Source organism: Aeromonas sp. 604443, from assembly GCF_049170315.1.
Taxonomy (GTDB): Bacteria; Pseudomonadota; Gammaproteobacteria; order Enterobacterales; family Aeromonadaceae; genus Aeromonas; species Aeromonas veronii_A.
This window is the reverse complement of sequence record NZ_JAAKMI010000014.1, coordinates 110,816-127,243: the sequence shown is the minus strand read 5'-3', so window position 1 is coordinate 127,243 and position 16,428 is coordinate 110,816. Positions and strand designations below refer to the sequence as shown.

Sequence of the window (16,428 nt, the reverse complement as noted above, 5' to 3'; positions counted from 1 at the left end):
AAAATCAAAAATTGTTTTTGATGTTCGATGCTGTGAGTGCCCACACAGATTGCTTGATTCAAATTGTTAAAGAGCGACGCAACAGTGTGTTGCTGCGGGAGTGGCATTCTACTCAACCGCCTTCTCGAGTCAAGCCTTATTTTCAAAGGCTTTTCGAGGTTATCGACGAGGTTGTTTGCGTTGCCGCTTGCCCTGTCGATGGAGGCGCATTATAGGGAACAGATTCTTTCTGGCAAGGCTAAACTGCATGTTTTTTTGATAAAACCGCACAACCGTTCAAACAACAAACAAAAAGCATAAAACTTGAACTGAATCACACATTCTTGAGGCAGATGACCGTCAAGTACCCCTCCCCTTCAACTCATATAAGCCATTTCGGATTGTTGACGTGCTAGCCAAAGCTCCTCCATCTCCAACAAGGTCTGATAGATTTTCTCCGCCTGCTCCGGTCGGCTGAACAGATAGCCCTGTCCATACAAGTGGATATCGGTCAGGGATCGCAGCACATCCAACTGGGCCTGTGTCTCAATCCCTTCACACACCAGACTCTTGCCCAGCATCGACCCCATCCTGCAAATATTGGCGACCAGTTCGGATGCCTCCATTGAGGTGTCAATGCCCTGTATAAAGGAGCGGTCGATCTTCACCTTGCTGACCGGTAACTTTTGCAGATAACTCAAAGATGAATAACCAGTCCCAAAATCGTCTAATGCCAGCAGTACCCCCTGCTGATTGAGATCCTGCATCAGTTGCAGCGAATTCTTCACTTCGCGCATGGTGGTATCTTCAGTGACCTCCAAAACCAGACTGCTGGCTGGCAGGTGGTTCTCCATCAATGCCTTGGCCACCAGTTTGAGCAAATTGCGCTGGTACATGCCCGGCGAGATATTCACGCACATCTGCAGGTCGACCATACCCAACTGATGCCACTGATAAAGCTGCTCGCAAGCGGTGTTCAACACCCAGCCGCCCAGACGCTCGGCAAGCTGGAACTCCTCAGCCACCATGATCACTTCGTTTGGCGGAATAAAGCCCAGCTCCGGATGCCGCCAGCGCAGCAGTGCTTCGACAGCTTCACAACGGCCACTCTCGAGATTGACGATGGGTTGGTAATAGAGTTCCAACGCATTGTGTTCCAGCGCCATGATCATGTCCGAGGCCAAATGCTTGCGCCGCGCCGTCTCGTTGAGCAAGGAGTTATCGTAAATCACATAGGGGACATGGGTCTTGCGGCTATGGAACAGAGCCTGTTCCGCACGACTCAATAACTCCTGTGTTTTATCGCTGTCCATCGGATAGAAGGCAATCCCGATCCCCACCTCGAGCCGGAAGGGATAGTTATCATAGACGATATCTTGCTTCAGAACGTGCAGCAGTCGCGCTACCAGCTCCCTGACCTGACGCAGATCGCTGCTACCACGCTGGATAATGGCAAATTGATCGCCACCCAACCGACCACTCCACTCCCCTTCTTCACAGAGCAATCTGATCCGTCTGGCCAATTCACTGAGCAAAAAATCGCCCGCATCATAACCAAACTTGCTGTTGATATCTCTGAAGTCGTTGATATCGACCAATACCAATCCGAAAGGTACCTCCTGAGTGGCACAGAGCTCCATCCGTTCCAGCAATGCCACCCGATTGGAGAGACCCGTCAACGGGTCACGCCTTGCTGCCCTAAAGTGACGTCGAGCTTCATATACAAGAAGCAAGCTAAGGAGTAAAACCGAGATAACCAACCCCGACACCATCAACAGCAGAGCATTACGCAATTGACCAAAATGGCGATCATTCTCTGAGTAGATGTTGATGTTCTTCTGCATAACGGAAGCTAGTGCATAGGATAAAGGCTCCTGCAAGGGGGCTAGGCGCATCATTATTTGCTGGTAGACAGAGTCTCCGCTCTGCAGCTTGGTAATGACAGGCTCTATATCGCGAATGTTGTTTTCAATCAGTTGCACCAAGCGCAAGGTTTTCTGCTTATCCTGCATGCTTTTACGCAACTGACCGCTCAACAGGATGGGGGTTCTGCTCCAAAGAATGTCATAGCGCAACATCAGGTCATTGTGCTCTATTCCACCATAATGGTAGACCTCTACAGCACTGAGGAAACGCCCCAACTCGAGCTGCAGCTGCATCAGCGCCCAGGAGACATCATAGGTATATTTCTCCATCGCTCTGGTCGCATTCTGGAGCTGAACCAGACAATAAAGGGTGCTCCCGGTAAACGACAGAATGGATACATACAGAATGACGAGCAGTGGCCACGCCCTGGTCTTTCCTTTCACCCCGTGCTCCCGTGACTCTTTTATCAGTGTTGAATATCTATCAGGTCCAGCTGCCAAATCATCATGTCAGTATATTCAGAGCGCTTCAGCTCCGGATATTGATCAAGCGGCAACATAAACCAGAGCGGCCCCTTGTCACGGACCCTCATGGCTACCCCGTCATCTTCCCAAGCAAGAATAGGGTTATACTTGGCAACTTTGTCCCAATTGATGCGGATCTGAAAACTGTTCAATGCTGTCAAGGTTATGCTCTTGCCATTAGCCCCCACTGCGGCCAGCACGTCCGCCACCTTGGGCCCTCTGTACTTGTGAGGTTTATCAACCCAAGGGTTGCTGGTGACTATCTCATATTGCGGCAACGCCTGCAGCGTGGCCAAGTCAAAAAGCACTTTGCCGTCCACCTCATCTGGGGAGCTGATATTGCCGCTTACTTTCAAGATCACAGGCCCCTTGAGGGCCTCGGCAGCCACAAGCGGCATGGCAATCAATGCAAACAGCAGAGTTATCCATCCAAGCACCTTCATCTTTCCCCCTTACACTTTTCTGCTATCAACAGACTCAGTTTAGTCAGATATAAAAAAACGGCCCGCCAAGGCGAGCCGTTTCTCAAACAGAGCCGGGATGATGATTACATCATGCCCATGCCACCCATGCCACCCATATCAGGCATGGCTGGAGCATCTTTCTTCGGCAGCTCGGTCACCATGCACTCGGTGGTGATCATCAGGCCGGCGATAGAAGAGGCGAACTGCAGGGCAGAGCGGGTGACCTTGGTCGGATCCAGGATACCCATGGTCAGCATGTCGCCATACTGCTCGGTGTAAGCGTTGTAACCGAAGTTGCCTTCACCATTCTTCACCGCGTTGGCGATGACGGAGGCTTCCTCACCGGCGTTGATGACGATTTGACGCAGCGGGGCTTCCATGGCGCGCAGGGCAACCTTGATACCGACGTTCTGGTCTTCGTTGTCACCGCGCAGACCAGCCAGTTTGGCTGCAACGCGAACCAGCGCGACACCACCACCGGCAACCACACCTTCTTCAACCGCGGCACGGGTAGCGTGCAGGGCATCTTCCACGCGTGCTTTTTTCTCTTTCATCTCGACTTCGGTGGCTGCGCCAACCTTGATCACGGCAACACCGCCAGCCAGCTTGGCTACGCGCTCTTGCAGCTTCTCACGATCGTAGTCGGAAGAGGTCTCTTCGATCTGCTGACGGATCTGGGCAACACGGCCTTCGATCACACCGGCATCACCCACGCCATCGATGATGGTGGTGTTCTCTTTGGTGATGACGATGCGCTTGGCACGACCCAGATCTTCCAGAGTCGCTTTTTCCAACTCCATGCCAACTTCTTCGGAGATGACAGTACCGCCAGTCAGTACGGCGATATCCTGCAGCATGGCTTTGCGACGGTCACCGAAGCCAGGCGCCTTGACGGCAGCCACTTTCACGATACCACGCATGGTGTTGACCACCAGAGTGGCCAGGGCTTCGCCTTCTACGTCTTCAGCAACAATCAGCAGCGGCTTGCCAGCTTTGGCAACGCCTTCCAACACCGGCAGCATTTCGCGGATGTTGGAGACTTTCTTGTCAACCAGCAGGATGAACGGGTCGTCCAGTTCAACGGAACCGGTCTCTTGCTTGTTGATGAAGTAGGGGGACAGGTAGCCGCGGTCGAACTGCATACCTTCAACAACTGCCAGCTCATCTTCCAGACCCTGACCATCTTCAACGGTGATGACGCCATCGCGACCCACTTTGTCCATGGCTTCGGCAATCAGCTTGCCCACTTTCTCGTCGGAGTTGGCGGAGATGGTGCCCACCTGAGCGATGGCATTGCTGTCGGCGCACGGCTGGGACAGTGCTTGCAGTTCAGCAACAGCAGCCACAACGGCCTTGTCGATACCGCGCTTCAGATCCATCGGGTTCATACCGGCGGCAACGGCTTTCAGACCTTCGTTGACGATAGCCTGAGCCAGAACGGTTGCAGTAGTGGTACCGTCACCGGCGGCATCGTTCGCCTTGGAAGCCACTTCCTTGACCATCTGGGCGCCCATGTTCTGGAACTTGTCTTCCAGCTCGATTTCGCGCGCAACAGATACACCATCTTTAGTGATGGTCGGGGCGCCGAAGGACTTGTCCAGCACCACGTTGCGGCCTTTCGGGCCCAGAGTCACCTTGACGGCATCAGCCAGGATGTTGACACCTTCCAGCATCTTGATGCGAGCTTCGTTACCAAACTTGACGTCTTTAGCAGCCATTTTCTTCAATCCTTTCTATCAATTCGGGGAAAATCGGGGATAGATTACTCTTCGACAATCGCCAGGATGTCAGTCTCGGACAGGATCAGGACGTCCTGACCATCCAGCTTCTCGGTCTTCACGCCGTAGCCTTCGTTGAAGATCACCTTGTCACCAACCTTCACGGCCAGCGCTTTCACATCGCCATTATCCAGGATGCGACCAGTCCCCACGGCAAGCACTTCACCACGGGTGGACTTCTGGGCCGCAGTACCAGTCAAGACGATACCGCCGGCAGATTTGGCTTCAGCTTCGATGCGCTTGATGATGACGCGGTCGTGCAGTGGACGAATTTTCATCGATAACTCTCCCAAAATGAGTCTCATTGTTGCTTTGAGGAATGGCCGTTCCAGGCCAAATTAGATATGTCCCTGATGTGGGGCAGAGTTGCTAACCCTTCAAGGGCAAATACAAAAAAAATTTTTTCACGTACTATAAACATCTTCGATGGTTCAGCCATGTCCACACCCTGGAGCAAGGTCGGTTCAAGCCGCCCGTTTTCCATGCCAGAACCTTCAAAGCCAGCTGTAGAGACGAGCCCTTGACCCGCACCAACCCCATGTTGACAGCCCCTATTCCGGTCGTACTGCGCCAGATGACGGGCCCCATGATCTTCGGCATCATCGCCATTCTGGCCTTCAATCTGGTCGATACCTTTTTTATCGGTATGCTGGGCACCGAAGCACTGGCCGCCATCAGTTTTACCTTTCCTGTCACTTTTGTGGTTACCTCGCTGGCGATGGGATTGGGCGCCGGATTGTCAGCGGTGATCGGTCATACTCTGGGGCAGGGCAAACACGATGAGGCGGCCCATCTCGCCACCGACAGCCTGTTTCTGGCGGTGATCATGGTGGCCCTGCTATCCGCGGGGGGGGCTCTCACCATCAAGCCTCTGTTTACTCTGTTGGGGGCCAGTGCCGAGCTTATCTCTCTCATCCATGACTACATGCTGATCTGGTATCTCACCGTCCCCATGCTGGTGCTGCCCATGGTGGGCAATGCCGCTATCCGGGCGACCGGCGATACCAAAACCCCCAGCCTGGTGATGGCCATAGCCGGGCTGGTCAACGGGGTACTGGATCCTCTGTTGATCTTCGGTATCGGCCCCTTTCCCGAATGGGGGATCCGCGGGGCAGCCATCGCCACCTCTATCTCCTGGTTGATGGCGATGCTGGTCAGCCTCTATATCCTGCGTCATCGGGAGGGCTTGCTGCTGTGGCGCCTCTCGCCTCGGGCTCGGTTGCTGACCCACTGGCGGGCGCTGCTCCATGTTGCCGTCCCCGCCTCTTTTACCAATATGCTCAACCCTCTGGCCAATGCAGTGCTGATGACGATCTTTGCGGGCCTGGGTACCGAGGTGGTAGCCGCTTACGGCGCCGCATCGCGGGTCGAGGCGCTGCTGCTGATCGTGATGATGGCCCTTGCCTCCGTACTGGCCCCTTTCATCTCGCAAAACTGCGGCGCCGGCAATCCGGCCCGGGCCAAAGCCGCACTTCAGAGCTGCCTGCGCTTTGCCCTGCTGTTCCAGCTCGCCATCTATGGCCTGACCTGGCTGCTCGCCCCGCTGATCGCCAATCTGTTCAGCGATCATCCGCAGGTCATTCGCCTGATTATTCTCTATCTGCATCTGGTGCCGATCGGTTACGGCTTTCAGGGCATGGTGATGCTGCTGGCCTCGGCACTCAATGGCGTGCGAGCATCCAGTATTTCGTTCTTGTTCAACGGATTGCGACTGTTTGGTTTTCTGTTGCCAGGAGCCTGGCTGGGGGCAAAGCTGGGGGGAGAACAGGGGATATATCTAGGAATACTGCTGGCCAATCTGGCGGCGGGCACCCTCGCGTGGTGGTATGCCCGACACCGCTTCGAGGCGCTGTGCCATCAGGGCAAACCCTGATTCAGTCACTCGCCTCGGGTTTTCGTCTCGTCGATTACTCTTTACGCTCACTCTTTGCGCTCAAATTCGCCTTCGATGGTGGTGCCGCCCTGCTTGGCGTTCCCCAGATGATCATCGGACGGTGCGTTGCCAAACGGCGATTGAGTACGCTGGAAACCGCCCATCTGCATCCGGAACTGGCTGCTGCCGATCAGCTTGTCAGCCAGTTTGTTGCGCAGCCAGGGTTGCAGCAACAGCACACCGAAAATGTCGGTCACGAAACCCGGGATAATCAGCAGCAGGCCCGCCAACGCCAGCATCATGCCCCCCATCACCTCGCGGCCCGGCATCTCGCCCATCTGCATCTTTTGCTGGGCGCTGAACAGGGTCTTGATCCCTTCACTTCGCACCAGCGAGGAGCCCAATACCGCGGTCAGTATGAGCAAGCCGACAGTCGGCAGCGCCCCGATTACCGAGCCGACCTCGATCATCACGGTGAGTTCCAGTACAACCAGACCCACCAACAACAAAAACAACTTGCCCATATCCACTCCAGCACCGGTAAATTGAGAAGAAGTGGCGCCCATCCAACGATGGTCAGAGGCGATTTTGCCGCCCCGTCATCACCACTTTCTGCCCTGAATAAATGGGGGCGGCCCCCCTCTTTTCAAGTTGGTCAACTGACTCCTACGTCATCAGCAATCTAAAAAATCAGCAAAAAGTCACAAAAATTTATAAAAATCATCATGATAAAAACTTCATAACATATGTGTACTTTCCTCAAAGTAATTTGAAAATGTCGCAAATTTAGTGATCCACCTCTAATAACCGATACCTCAATTGGAGTAGTATATTGATTAGTTTTTCGGGAGGTCATTCTCCCAACCGCCCCACTCGATGTGTGGTGCTTCAGGATGAGCTGTGCGCAAGGAACTCGCGACCACTCGGTGAGGATTTTTCCATTTATCTGATTTCTGAGGCATTACAATGAGCGACATCAAGAACGTCCGCATTGAAGAAGACCTGCTGGGCACCAAAGAAGTTTCCAATGATCTCTACTACGGTGTGCACACCCTGCGCGCTGTCGAGAACTTCAAGATCAGCTCTCAGAAGATTTCTGACGTTCCGGAATTCGTCCGCGGTATGGTGCTGACCAAGAAAGCCGCTGCGCTGGCAAACGGTGAATTGGGTACCATCCGTCCTGAAATTGCTGACAAGATCGTAGAAGCCTGCGACCTGATGCTGAACACCGGCAAATGCTTCGACCAGTTCCCGGTCGACGTTTACCAGGGTGGTGCCGGTACCTCCGTCAACATGAACACCAACGAAGTACTGGCCAACATCGCCCTGGAAATCATGGGTCTGGAGAAAGGCCGTTACGACGTCATCAACCCGAACGACCACGTCAACAAGTGCCAGTCCACCAACGATGCCTACCCCACCGGTTTCCGCGTTGCTGTGGTCAACAGCACTGACGTGACCCTGCATGCGCTGGAGCACCTGATCGCGGCATTCGATGCCAAAGCGAAAGAGTTCAAAAACATCCTGAAGATGGGTCGTACCCAGCTGCAAGATGCGGTTCCGATGACCCTGGGTCAGGAGTTCCACGCGTTCGCCGTGACCCTGCGTGAAGAGATCAAATCCATCAAGCGTTGCCAGGAGCTGCTGCTGGAAGTGAACCTGGGCGCAACCGCCATCGGTACCGGTCTGAACACTCCGCCCGAGTACTCTGCACTGGCTATCAAGCGTCTGGCCGAGATCACCGGTCGTGCCTATGTGCCGGCAGAAGACCTGATCGAAGCGACCTCAGACTGTGGCGCCTACGTCATGCTGCACGGCGCCATCAAGCGTCTGGCTATGAAGCTGTCCAAGATCTGTAACGACCTGCGTCTGCTCTCCTCCGGCCCGCGCACTGCACTGAAAGAGATCAACCTGCCGGAAATGCAGGCGGGTTCCTCCATCATGCCGGCCAAGGTCAACCCGGTTATCCCGGAAGTGGTCAACCAATCCTGCTTCAAGGTATTCGGTAACGACATCACCATCACCTTCGCCGCCGAAGCCGGTCAGCTGCAGCTGAACGTCATGGAGCCGGTGATTGGTCAGGCGATGTTCGAATCCCTGAGCCTGATGGAAAAAGCCTGTATTTCCCTGCGCGAGAAGTGCGTGGAAGGTATCACCGCCAACCCGGAAATCTGCATGAATCACGTGCTGAACTCCATCGGTATCGTGACCTACCTGAACCCCTTCATCGGCCACCACGAAGGGGATATCGTCGGCAAGATCTGTGCCCAGACCGGCAAGAACGTCCGCGAAGTCGTTCTTGAGCGTGGCCTGCTGAGCGCCGAGCAGCTGGACGAAATTCTCTCCATCGAGAACCTGATGAACCCGCAATACAAAGCCAAGCGTTTCACCCGCGAAGCTGCCGTATAAGCGAGTGTGGGCCGGGATCTTCCCGGCCCATAAAGTCAGTTCCCGATTGGTCTTTATCCCCAGCCCGATCGGGAATTGGCTTTTTGCCAAATAAAAACCAAAAACTAAAAAATGGAGTTATCGCTATGATTGGAATCGAGTTACTTGTCGTGCTCGCCGCTATCTATCTGGGGGCCCGGATAGGCAGCATCGGCATCGGCTTTGCCGGTGGTCTGGGGGTACTGGTATTGACGTGGGGTCTGGGCATGCCCATCCCGAGCGATCAACTGGTCAGCTACATCCCCTGGGATGTGATCATGATTATCGCGTCCGTCATCTGTGCCATCGCCTGTATGCAACTGGCTGGCGGGATGGACTATCTGGTCTTCCTGGCAGAAAAAGCGCTGCGCAAGAACCCCAAATACATCACCTTCGCCGCCCCGGTGGTCACCTACCTGATGACCATGCTGGCCGGTACCGGTCATACCGCCTTCTCCACCCTGCCGGTGATCGCTGAAGTGGCCAAAGAGCAAGGGATCCGCCCATCCCGTCCGCTCTCCATCGCGGTTGTCGCCTCCCAGATCGCCATCACAGCTTCCCCGATCTCTGCCGCTGTGGTTGCCTTCTCCGGCATGCTCGAGCCGTTTGGTGTTGATTATCTGACCCTGCTGGCCATCTGCATCCCCTCTACCTTCCTGGCCTGTATCCTGGGCGCCTTCATTGCCAACATGATGGGCAAGCCGCTGGAGCAGGACGAAGTCTATCTGGAGCGTAAAGCCAAGGGGCTGATCAAACTGCGTGGTACTACCAAGCTCGAGATCAAACCGTACGCCAAGCTGTCGGTCTGGATCTTCATCGCCGCCATCGTTGCTGTCATGGCTTATGCCACTGCCATCTCCGGTAAAGTGGGCCTGATCACCAACCCGCCGATCCCCCGTGACGGCGCCATCATGGGCATCATGCTGGCCGCGGCCACCATCATGACCCTGGTGTGCAAACTAGACGCCACCCAGGTCACCAACATGCCGACCTTCAAGTCCGGTATGTCCGCCTGTATCTGCGTACTGGGTGTCGCCTGGCTGGGTAACGTCTTCGTGAAAGGCAACATGGACACCATCCAGCTGATCGCTGGCGACCTGCTGAACCAGTACTCCTGGCTGCTGGCCGTGGTGCTGTTCTTCGCTGCCATGCTGCTCTATTCACAAGGCGCCACCACCAAGGCCCTGATGCCTGCCGCACTGGCACTGGGTGTCAGCCCGCTGACTGCGATTGCCTCTTTCGCAGCCGTGAGCGCCCTGTTCGTACTGCCGACCTACCCGACCCTGCTGGCCGCGGTAGAGATGGACGACACCGGCTCCACCCGTATCGGTAAGGCGGTCTTCAATCACCCCTTCTTCGTACCGGGCACCGCCACCATCGCCATCGCCGTGGCGCTGGGCTTCTTCTTTGGCGGCATCCTGCTGTAATCCTATCGCCTGCCGATTACCAAACAAAAATCCCCGCCAGTTGGCGGGGATTTTTTTATCTCTTTACTCTGTGCTTGGCTGTCTGCCAGCAAGAGACCTGACCTCTTATACGGGTGGCTCAACCACGGCGACAGCAGACACCACAACAGCGTGTCAACGGCGCTATAACCACCGCTGCCGGATTGCAGGAGCAGTAGGCCACCATGGTACTCACCACCACGCCAGAAGGCGGGATCCTTTGGATCAGACCGGATCCAGGGTATCCAGCGGCCAACGCGGCACGGCTTTGACCGCCAGCGGTTCGAACACGCCCGCTTTCAGGCGCTGCATACCGGCGTAAGCGATCATGGCGCCGTTATCGGTGCAATATTCAGTGCGCGGATAGAACACCTCGCCCTTGAGGCTCTCCATCAGCTCGGCCAGCTGGGCACGCAGATGACGGTTGGCACTGACGCCACCGGCGACCACCAGACGCGTGAGACCTGTCTCTTTCAAGGCACGACGGCACTTGATGGCCAAGGTATCGACCACCGCATCTTCAAACGCCCGAGCGATATCGGCACGGGTCTGCTCATCATCACCATTGGCAGCGATGGTGTTGGCGGTGAAGGTCTTCAGGCCGGAGAAGCTCATGTCGAGCCCGGGACGATCTGTCATCGGACGAGGGAAGTGGAAGCGCCCGGTAGTGCCCTTCTCGGCCAGACGGGAGAGCAGCGGACCACCTGGATAGTCCAGCCCCATCAGCTTGGCGGTCTTGTCGAACGCTTCGCCAGCAGCATCATCGATGGATTCGCCCAACAGCTGATAGCTGCCGATGCCGTCAACCCGCACCAGCATGGAGTGACCACCGGAGACCAGCAGCGCCACGAAGGGGAACTCGGGGGCCTTTTCTTCCAGCATAGGAGCCAGCAGGTGGCCTTCCATATGGTGGACGGCGATAGCAGGCTTGTTCCATGCCATCGCCAGTGAACGACCAATAGTGGCTCCCACCAGAATGGCGCCAACCAGACCCGGACCCGCGGTATACGCGATGCCGTCGATGTCATCTTTGCCCAGTCCCGCCTCTTGCAATGCGGCCTGGATCAACGGGATCGTCTTGCGAACATGATCCCGGCTGGCGAGTTCGGGGACGACGCCACCGTAGTCCGCATGCAGCTTGACCTGGCTGTATAACTGATGGGAAAGGATCCCTTTTTGATCGTCGAAGATCGCGATCCCGGTTTCGTCACAGGATGTCTCTATGCCCAATACACGCATTGCTAAAAAATTTCACTGCTAAAATGAGACGGCTATGGTAACCTTCGCGGGTTTTTTAAACCAGAGCGATCTCTGCGGGTTTACTTTCATTCCCTGTCCAGAGTATAATTTCGCACCATTTTAAGACATGCTGATCGATTGAAGGTCAGCTAACAATTTATCACTGAGGTGAAAGGCACATGCCAGTAATCAAAGTCCGTGAAAATGAGCCGTTTGACGTTGCTCTGCGTCGTTTCAAGCGTTCTTGCGAAAAAGCCGGTATCCTGTCCGAAGTTCGTAGCCGTGAGTTCTACGAGAAGCCGACTACCATTCGTAAGCGCGCCAAAGCGTCTGCTGTCAAGCGTCACGCCAAGAAGCTGTCTCGCGAAAACGCACGTCGTATCCGCCTGTACTAATCGGGTGATATTGCCGTGTCTCTGAAGGATCAACTCAAGGATCAGCAAAAGCTCGCCATGCTTGCCAAAGATAAGGCACGTCTGGGAGCGATCCGCTTGTTGATGGCAGAAATCAAGCAACGTGAAGTCGATACCCGTATCGAGCTGAATGATGAGGATATCCTCGCTGTCGTGACCAAAATGGTCAAACAGCGCCGCGATTCCATCAGCCAATTTGAAGCTGCCGGTCGCCAGGATCTCGCCGACAAAGAGTCCGCTGAGATCGTTGTGTTGCAGGAATTCCTGCCGCAACAGCTGGCCGCAGATGAAATTGCCGCCCTGATCGAGCAAGCCATCACTGAAAGTGGTGCTGCCGTCATGGCTGATATGGGCAAGGTCATGGCTGTCTTGAAGCCGAAAATTCAGGGGCGTGCCGATGTCGGCGCCGTCAGTGCTCAGGTGAAAACCCGCTTGGCGTAACAGGCAACTCTCTTGTTTGGTCGAAGAAGCCGTGCTTCCCTTGGAATGCGCGGCTTTTTTATTTTCTCCGCAATGAAACAGGACGGTTATGGCAGGCAGGATCCCACAATCCTTTATCGACGATCTGCTCGTACGCACAGACATAGTCGAGCTGATCGACTCGCGAGTGCGGCTGAAAAAAGCCGGTAAAAACTACCAGGCTTGCTGCCCTTTTCATAACGAAAAAAGCCCCTCTTTTACCGTCAGCCAGGAGAAGCAGTTCTACCACTGTTTCGGTTGTGGCGCCCACGGCAACGCCATCGGCTTTGTCATGGAGTACGACGGTCTCGAATTTCCCGATGCCATCGAAGAGCTCGCCAGCATGCAAGGCATGCAGGTACCTCGCGAGCAGAGCATCGGCGGCTCGGCCAATAGCCAGCCCGCAGTCAGCAAGGATCTGTTCGAGCTGATGAACCAGATCGCCCGCTTCTACGAGAGCAATCTCAAGAGCGCTCCCCATGCGGTGGAGTACCTCAAAGGCCGCGGCCTGACCGGTGAAGTGGTCAAACGATTCAACATTGGCTATGCACCCAGCGATTGGGATCAGGTGCGCCGCCGCTTTGGTACCAGCCGGGATCACGAGCAGTTGCTTATCTCGGGCGGCATGCTGATCACCCGTGACAATGGCCCGGGGAGTTATGATCGTTTCCGCGATCGCATCATGTTCCCGATCCGTGACAAGCGTGGCCGGGTCATCGGTTTCGGTGGCCGGGTGCTGGGTGATGGCACCCCCAAATACCTGAACTCGCCGGAGACCCCCATCTTCCATAAAGGGCGGGAGCTGTTCGGTCTCTACGAAGTAAAGCAGGCACACAAGGATCCACGCCGGATCCTGGTGGTGGAAGGCTACATGGATGTGGTGGCACTCGGTCAGTACGACATCGACTATGCGGTGGCGGCGCTGGGTACTGCAACGACCAGCGACCATATCCACACCCTGTTTCGCACCACCGCCGAGGTAGTCTGCTGCTACGACGGTGACAACGCCGGTCGTGAAGCCGCCTGGCGCGCGCTGGATAATGCCCTCCCTCATCTGCAGGATGGCCGCGAGCTGAAGTTCGTGTTCCTGCCCGATGGCGAGGATCCCGACTCGCTGGTACGCCAGATCGGCAAGGAGGGTTTTGAAGCCCTGCTCGATGAAGCCCAACCGTTCGCCGACTTCATGTTCGAGCGTCTCGGCCGGGATGCCGCACTTTCGGGTGAGGCAGGCAAGTTCGAAGTGGCCAACAAGGCCGCCGAGCTTATTCGTCGCGTTCCGGAAGGGTTTACCCGCGAAGGGCTGATCACTCGTCTCTCCAGCATGATGCGTTGGGGCGAGAACAAGCAGCGCATCGCCGAGCTCTTTGCTCGCAACAGTCAGCCCAAGGCCGAGGTCAACAAACCCAAGGCAGCCAAGCTGACACCACTGCGGCGTGCACTGGCACTGATGGTGCAATATCCGGCAGTAACGGCTGAGCTTCCCCCCATGCCGGAATTGGCCGGACTACGCGTACAGGGCATCAAGTTCCTGCTGCAACTGCACCAGCAAATCCAGGCACAGCCTGGTATCACAACCGGTATCCTGCTGGAACACTGGCGTGGTACCAAGGAAGGAGAGATCCTTGCTCAGCTGGCCATGCACGACCTGTTCGAGGAGATCAAACTCGATCAGGAGCCGGATATTCTGGGAGAATTGCAGGACACCTTCGTCGGCTTCATCAACCAGTTTCTGAAGCAGCGGATCGAAGAATTGCAGGCCAAAGTGGCTCAGGAAGGACTAAGCTCCGAAGAAACCCAAGAGCTGATGATGCTGATAAGAGAGGTGCAAATTGAGAAAAGAAATGAGAGTGGGGCTTGATATTTGAGTGATTAGTCCCAATATGGATAGCGTTGCCCGAATCGACGGGATGAAAAGCAAAATTTTTATAACCGCCTGGCCCCGACAATACTGCGGGCAGGGGTTTCTCATGACCGACGCCGCAACCAGACATAGCATGTCTGGCGGTTTTCTATTAGAATTGGCTATTTGCGCAGCAGCGCACTGTACGCGCAACCTAGCAACACCAACCGGATGAGTTCTATGGAGCAAACCCCGCAGTCTCAGCTTAAACTCCTCGTTGCCAAAGGTAAAGAACAGGGCTACCTGACCTATGCCGAGGTGAACGATCACCTCCCGCAAGACATTGTCGATTCAGACCAGATCGAAGACATCATTCAGATGATCAACGATATGGGCATTCAAGTGGTTGAAAACGCTCCGGATGCCGATGACCTTATCATGGCTGAAGGTGGTACCGCCGATGAGGACGCTGCCGAAGCAGCGGCCCAGGCTCTGGCATCTGTTGAATCTGAGATTGGTCGCACGACCGATCCCGTCCGCATGTACATGCGGGAAATGGGTACCGTCGAACTGCTGACCCGTGAAGGCGAAATCGACATCGCCAAGCGGATCGAAGACGGTATCAACCAGGTACAAAGCTCCGTAGCCGAGTACCCTGAAGCAATTACTTACCTGCTCGAACAGTACGACAAGTACGAAGCCGAGCAGCTGCGTCTCTCTGACATCATCTCTGGCTTTATTGACCCGAACGAAACTGAAGATATGGCGCCTACCGCCACGCATATCGGTTCCGAACTCGGCGAAGACGATCTGGCCGACGAAGATGAAGAAGACGAAGAAGACGAAGACGAAGATGGCGACAGCTCTGACGACGACGGTGACGGTGGTCCGGATCCGGAAGTCGCTCGCGAGAAGTTTGGCGAACTGCGTGCCCAGTATGAAGTGACCCGTCTCTCCATTCAGAAGAATGGTCGCGCGCACGAAGATACCCAGGCCGCCATCGCCCAGCTGGCCGATGTATTCCGCCAATTCCGCCTGATGCCCAAGCAGTTCGATCGCCTGGTCAACAACATGCGTGAAATGATGGAGCGCGTCCGCGTGCAGGAACGCATCATCATGAAGCTCTGCGTTGAGCAGGCCAAGATGCCGAAGAAAACCTTCGTCGCGGCCTTCACCAACAACGAGTGTGAAACTGCCTGGTTCGAATACCAGAAGCAGGCTGGCAAAGCCTGGTCTCCCCGTCTGGTTGAAATGGACGAAGATATTCAGCGCGCCATCGGCAAGCTGCAGCAGATTGAAGAAGAGACCGGCCTGTCGATTGCCCAGATCAAGGATATCAACCGTCGCATGAGCATCGGTGAGGCCAAGGCCCGCCGCGCGAAGAAAGAGATGGTTGAGGCCAACTTGCGTCTGGTTATCTCTATCGCCAAGAAGTACACCAACCGCGGTCTGCAGTTCCTGGACCTGATCCAGGAGGGCAACATCGGTCTGATGAAGGCGGTAGACAAGTTTGAATACCGTCGTGGCTATAAGTTCTCGACCTATGCAACCTGGTGGATCCGTCAGGCCATTACCCGCTCCATCGCGGATCAGGCCCGTACCATCCGTATCCCGGTACACATGATCGAGACCATCAACAAGCTCAACCGAATCTCCCGTCAGATGCTGCAGGAGATGGGGCGTGAACCGAACCCGGAAGAGCTGGCCATGCGCATGGGCATGCCGGAAGACAAGATCCGCAAGGTACTGAAAATCGCCAAAGAGCCTATCTCCATGGAGACGCCCATCGGTGATGATGAAGATTCCCACTTGGGCGACTTTATCGAAGATACCACCCTGGCTCTGCCAGCGGATGCTGCGACCAGCGAAAGCCTGCGCAACGCCACCCGCGAAGTGCTGGCTGGCCTGACCGCCCGCGAAGCCAAGGTACTGCGGATGCGTTTCGGTATCGACATGAACACTGACCACACCCTCGAGGAAGTGGGCAAACAGTTCGACGTTACCCGTGAGCGTATTCGTCAGATCGAAGCCAAGGCACTGCGTAAACTGCGCCACCCGAGCCGCTCGGAAGTGCTGCGCAGCTTCCTGGACGAATAGTCCTGACCCTGTGTCAAACTGCTC

The 16,428-nt window shown here is 55.5% G+C and carries 14 protein-coding genes; 8 read left to right on the top strand and 6 right to left on the bottom strand.

The window, feature by feature from the left end; all coding sequences use genetic code 11:
• Nucleotides 1-215: hypothetical protein (locus G5380_RS17305; RefSeq protein WP_421352935.1), on the top strand; the 215-nt coding region annotated here is incomplete at its 5' end.
• Between the two features lie 141 nt (nt 216-356).
• On the opposite strand, the gene G5380_RS17300 is transcribed toward G5380_RS17305, so the two are convergent.
• The 4 genes from G5380_RS17300 to G5380_RS17285 all read right to left on the bottom strand — a co-directional run bounded on the left by G5380_RS17300 (nt 357) and on the right by G5380_RS17285 (nt 4,889).
• Nucleotides 357-2,288, bottom strand: a complete 1,932-nt coding sequence (locus G5380_RS17300; protein WP_421207312.1) for a putative bifunctional diguanylate cyclase/phosphodiesterase — start codon at nt 2,286-2,288, stop codon at nt 357-359.
• A 23-nt stretch (nt 2,289-2,311) separates the two neighbouring features.
• Complete coding sequence (locus G5380_RS17295) at nt 2,312-2,812, bottom strand: molybdopterin-binding oxidoreductase (protein WP_216952894.1); 501 nt, start codon at nt 2,810-2,812, stop codon at nt 2,312-2,314.
• Between the two features lie 104 nt (nt 2,813-2,916).
• Nucleotides 2,917-4,551, bottom strand: a complete 1,635-nt coding sequence (gene groL / locus G5380_RS17290; RefSeq protein WP_005341224.1) for a chaperonin GroEL — start codon at nt 4,549-4,551, stop codon at nt 2,917-2,919.
• A gap of 44 nt (nt 4,552-4,595) precedes the next feature.
• On the bottom strand, nt 4,596-4,889 hold the full coding sequence (locus G5380_RS17285) for a co-chaperone GroES (RefSeq protein ID WP_005309514.1): 294 nt from the start codon (nt 4,887-4,889) through the stop codon (nt 4,596-4,598).
• A gap of 260 nt (nt 4,890-5,149) precedes the next feature.
• Here G5380_RS17285 and G5380_RS17280 point away from each other — a divergent pair, with 260 nt between their 5' ends.
• On the top strand, nt 5,150-6,484 hold the full coding sequence (locus G5380_RS17280) for an MATE family efflux transporter (protein WP_421208996.1): 1,335 nt from the start codon (nt 5,150-5,152) through the stop codon (nt 6,482-6,484).
• 47 nt (nt 6,485-6,531) lie between these two features.
• Here the strand turns inward: G5380_RS17280 and G5380_RS17275 are convergent, their stop codons facing one another.
• Nucleotides 6,532-7,008, bottom strand: coding sequence for an FxsA family protein (locus tag G5380_RS17275; RefSeq protein WP_005340570.1), 477 nt, complete (start codon nt 7,006-7,008; stop codon nt 6,532-6,534).
• A gap of 442 nt (nt 7,009-7,450) precedes the next feature.
• On the opposite strand from G5380_RS17275, the gene aspA reads away from it, so the two are divergent.
• Nucleotides 7,451-8,893, top strand: a complete 1,443-nt coding sequence (gene aspA, locus G5380_RS17270; protein WP_005340569.1) for an aspartate ammonia-lyase — start codon at nt 7,451-7,453, stop codon at nt 8,891-8,893.
• A gap of 125 nt (nt 8,894-9,018) precedes the next feature.
• Nucleotides 9,019-10,338, top strand: a complete 1,320-nt coding sequence (locus G5380_RS17265; protein WP_021229055.1) for an anaerobic C4-dicarboxylate transporter — start codon at nt 9,019-9,021, stop codon at nt 10,336-10,338.
• A gap of 243 nt (nt 10,339-10,581) precedes the next feature.
• Here G5380_RS17265 and tsaD read toward each other — a convergent pair whose 3' ends face one another.
• Entirely contained in the window at nt 10,582-11,595 is a 1,014-nt protein-coding gene (gene tsaD / locus G5380_RS17260) for a tRNA (adenosine(37)-N6)-threonylcarbamoyltransferase complex transferase subunit TsaD (RefSeq protein WP_042052807.1), read from the bottom strand.
• Nucleotides 11,596-11,774: 179 nt separating this feature from the next.
• On the opposite strand from tsaD, the gene rpsU reads away from it, so the two are divergent.
• The 4 genes from rpsU to rpoD all read left to right on the top strand — a co-directional run bounded on the left by rpsU (nt 11,775) and on the right by rpoD (nt 16,404).
• Complete coding sequence (gene rpsU / locus G5380_RS17255) at nt 11,775-11,990, top strand: 30S ribosomal protein S21 (RefSeq protein ID WP_005309452.1); 216 nt, start codon at nt 11,775-11,777, stop codon at nt 11,988-11,990.
• Between the two features lie 15 nt (nt 11,991-12,005).
• Nucleotides 12,006-12,449 carry a GatB/YqeY domain-containing protein gene (locus tag G5380_RS17250; protein WP_421208945.1) on the top strand — a complete coding sequence of 148 codons (444 nt, stop codon included), beginning with the start codon at nt 12,006-12,008 and terminating at the stop codon, nt 12,447-12,449.
• Between the two features lie 88 nt (nt 12,450-12,537).
• The gene (gene dnaG, locus G5380_RS17245; RefSeq protein ID WP_421208946.1) at nt 12,538-14,325 is read left to right on the top strand and encodes a DNA primase; all 1,788 of its coding nucleotides are present in this window, start codon (nt 12,538-12,540) and stop codon (nt 14,323-14,325) included.
• Nucleotides 14,326-14,508: 183 nt separating this feature from the next.
• Entirely contained in the window at nt 14,509-16,404 is a 1,896-nt protein-coding gene (gene rpoD, locus G5380_RS17240) for an RNA polymerase sigma factor RpoD (RefSeq protein ID WP_263718854.1), read from the top strand.
• Nucleotides 16,405-16,428 lie beyond the last annotated feature (24 nt).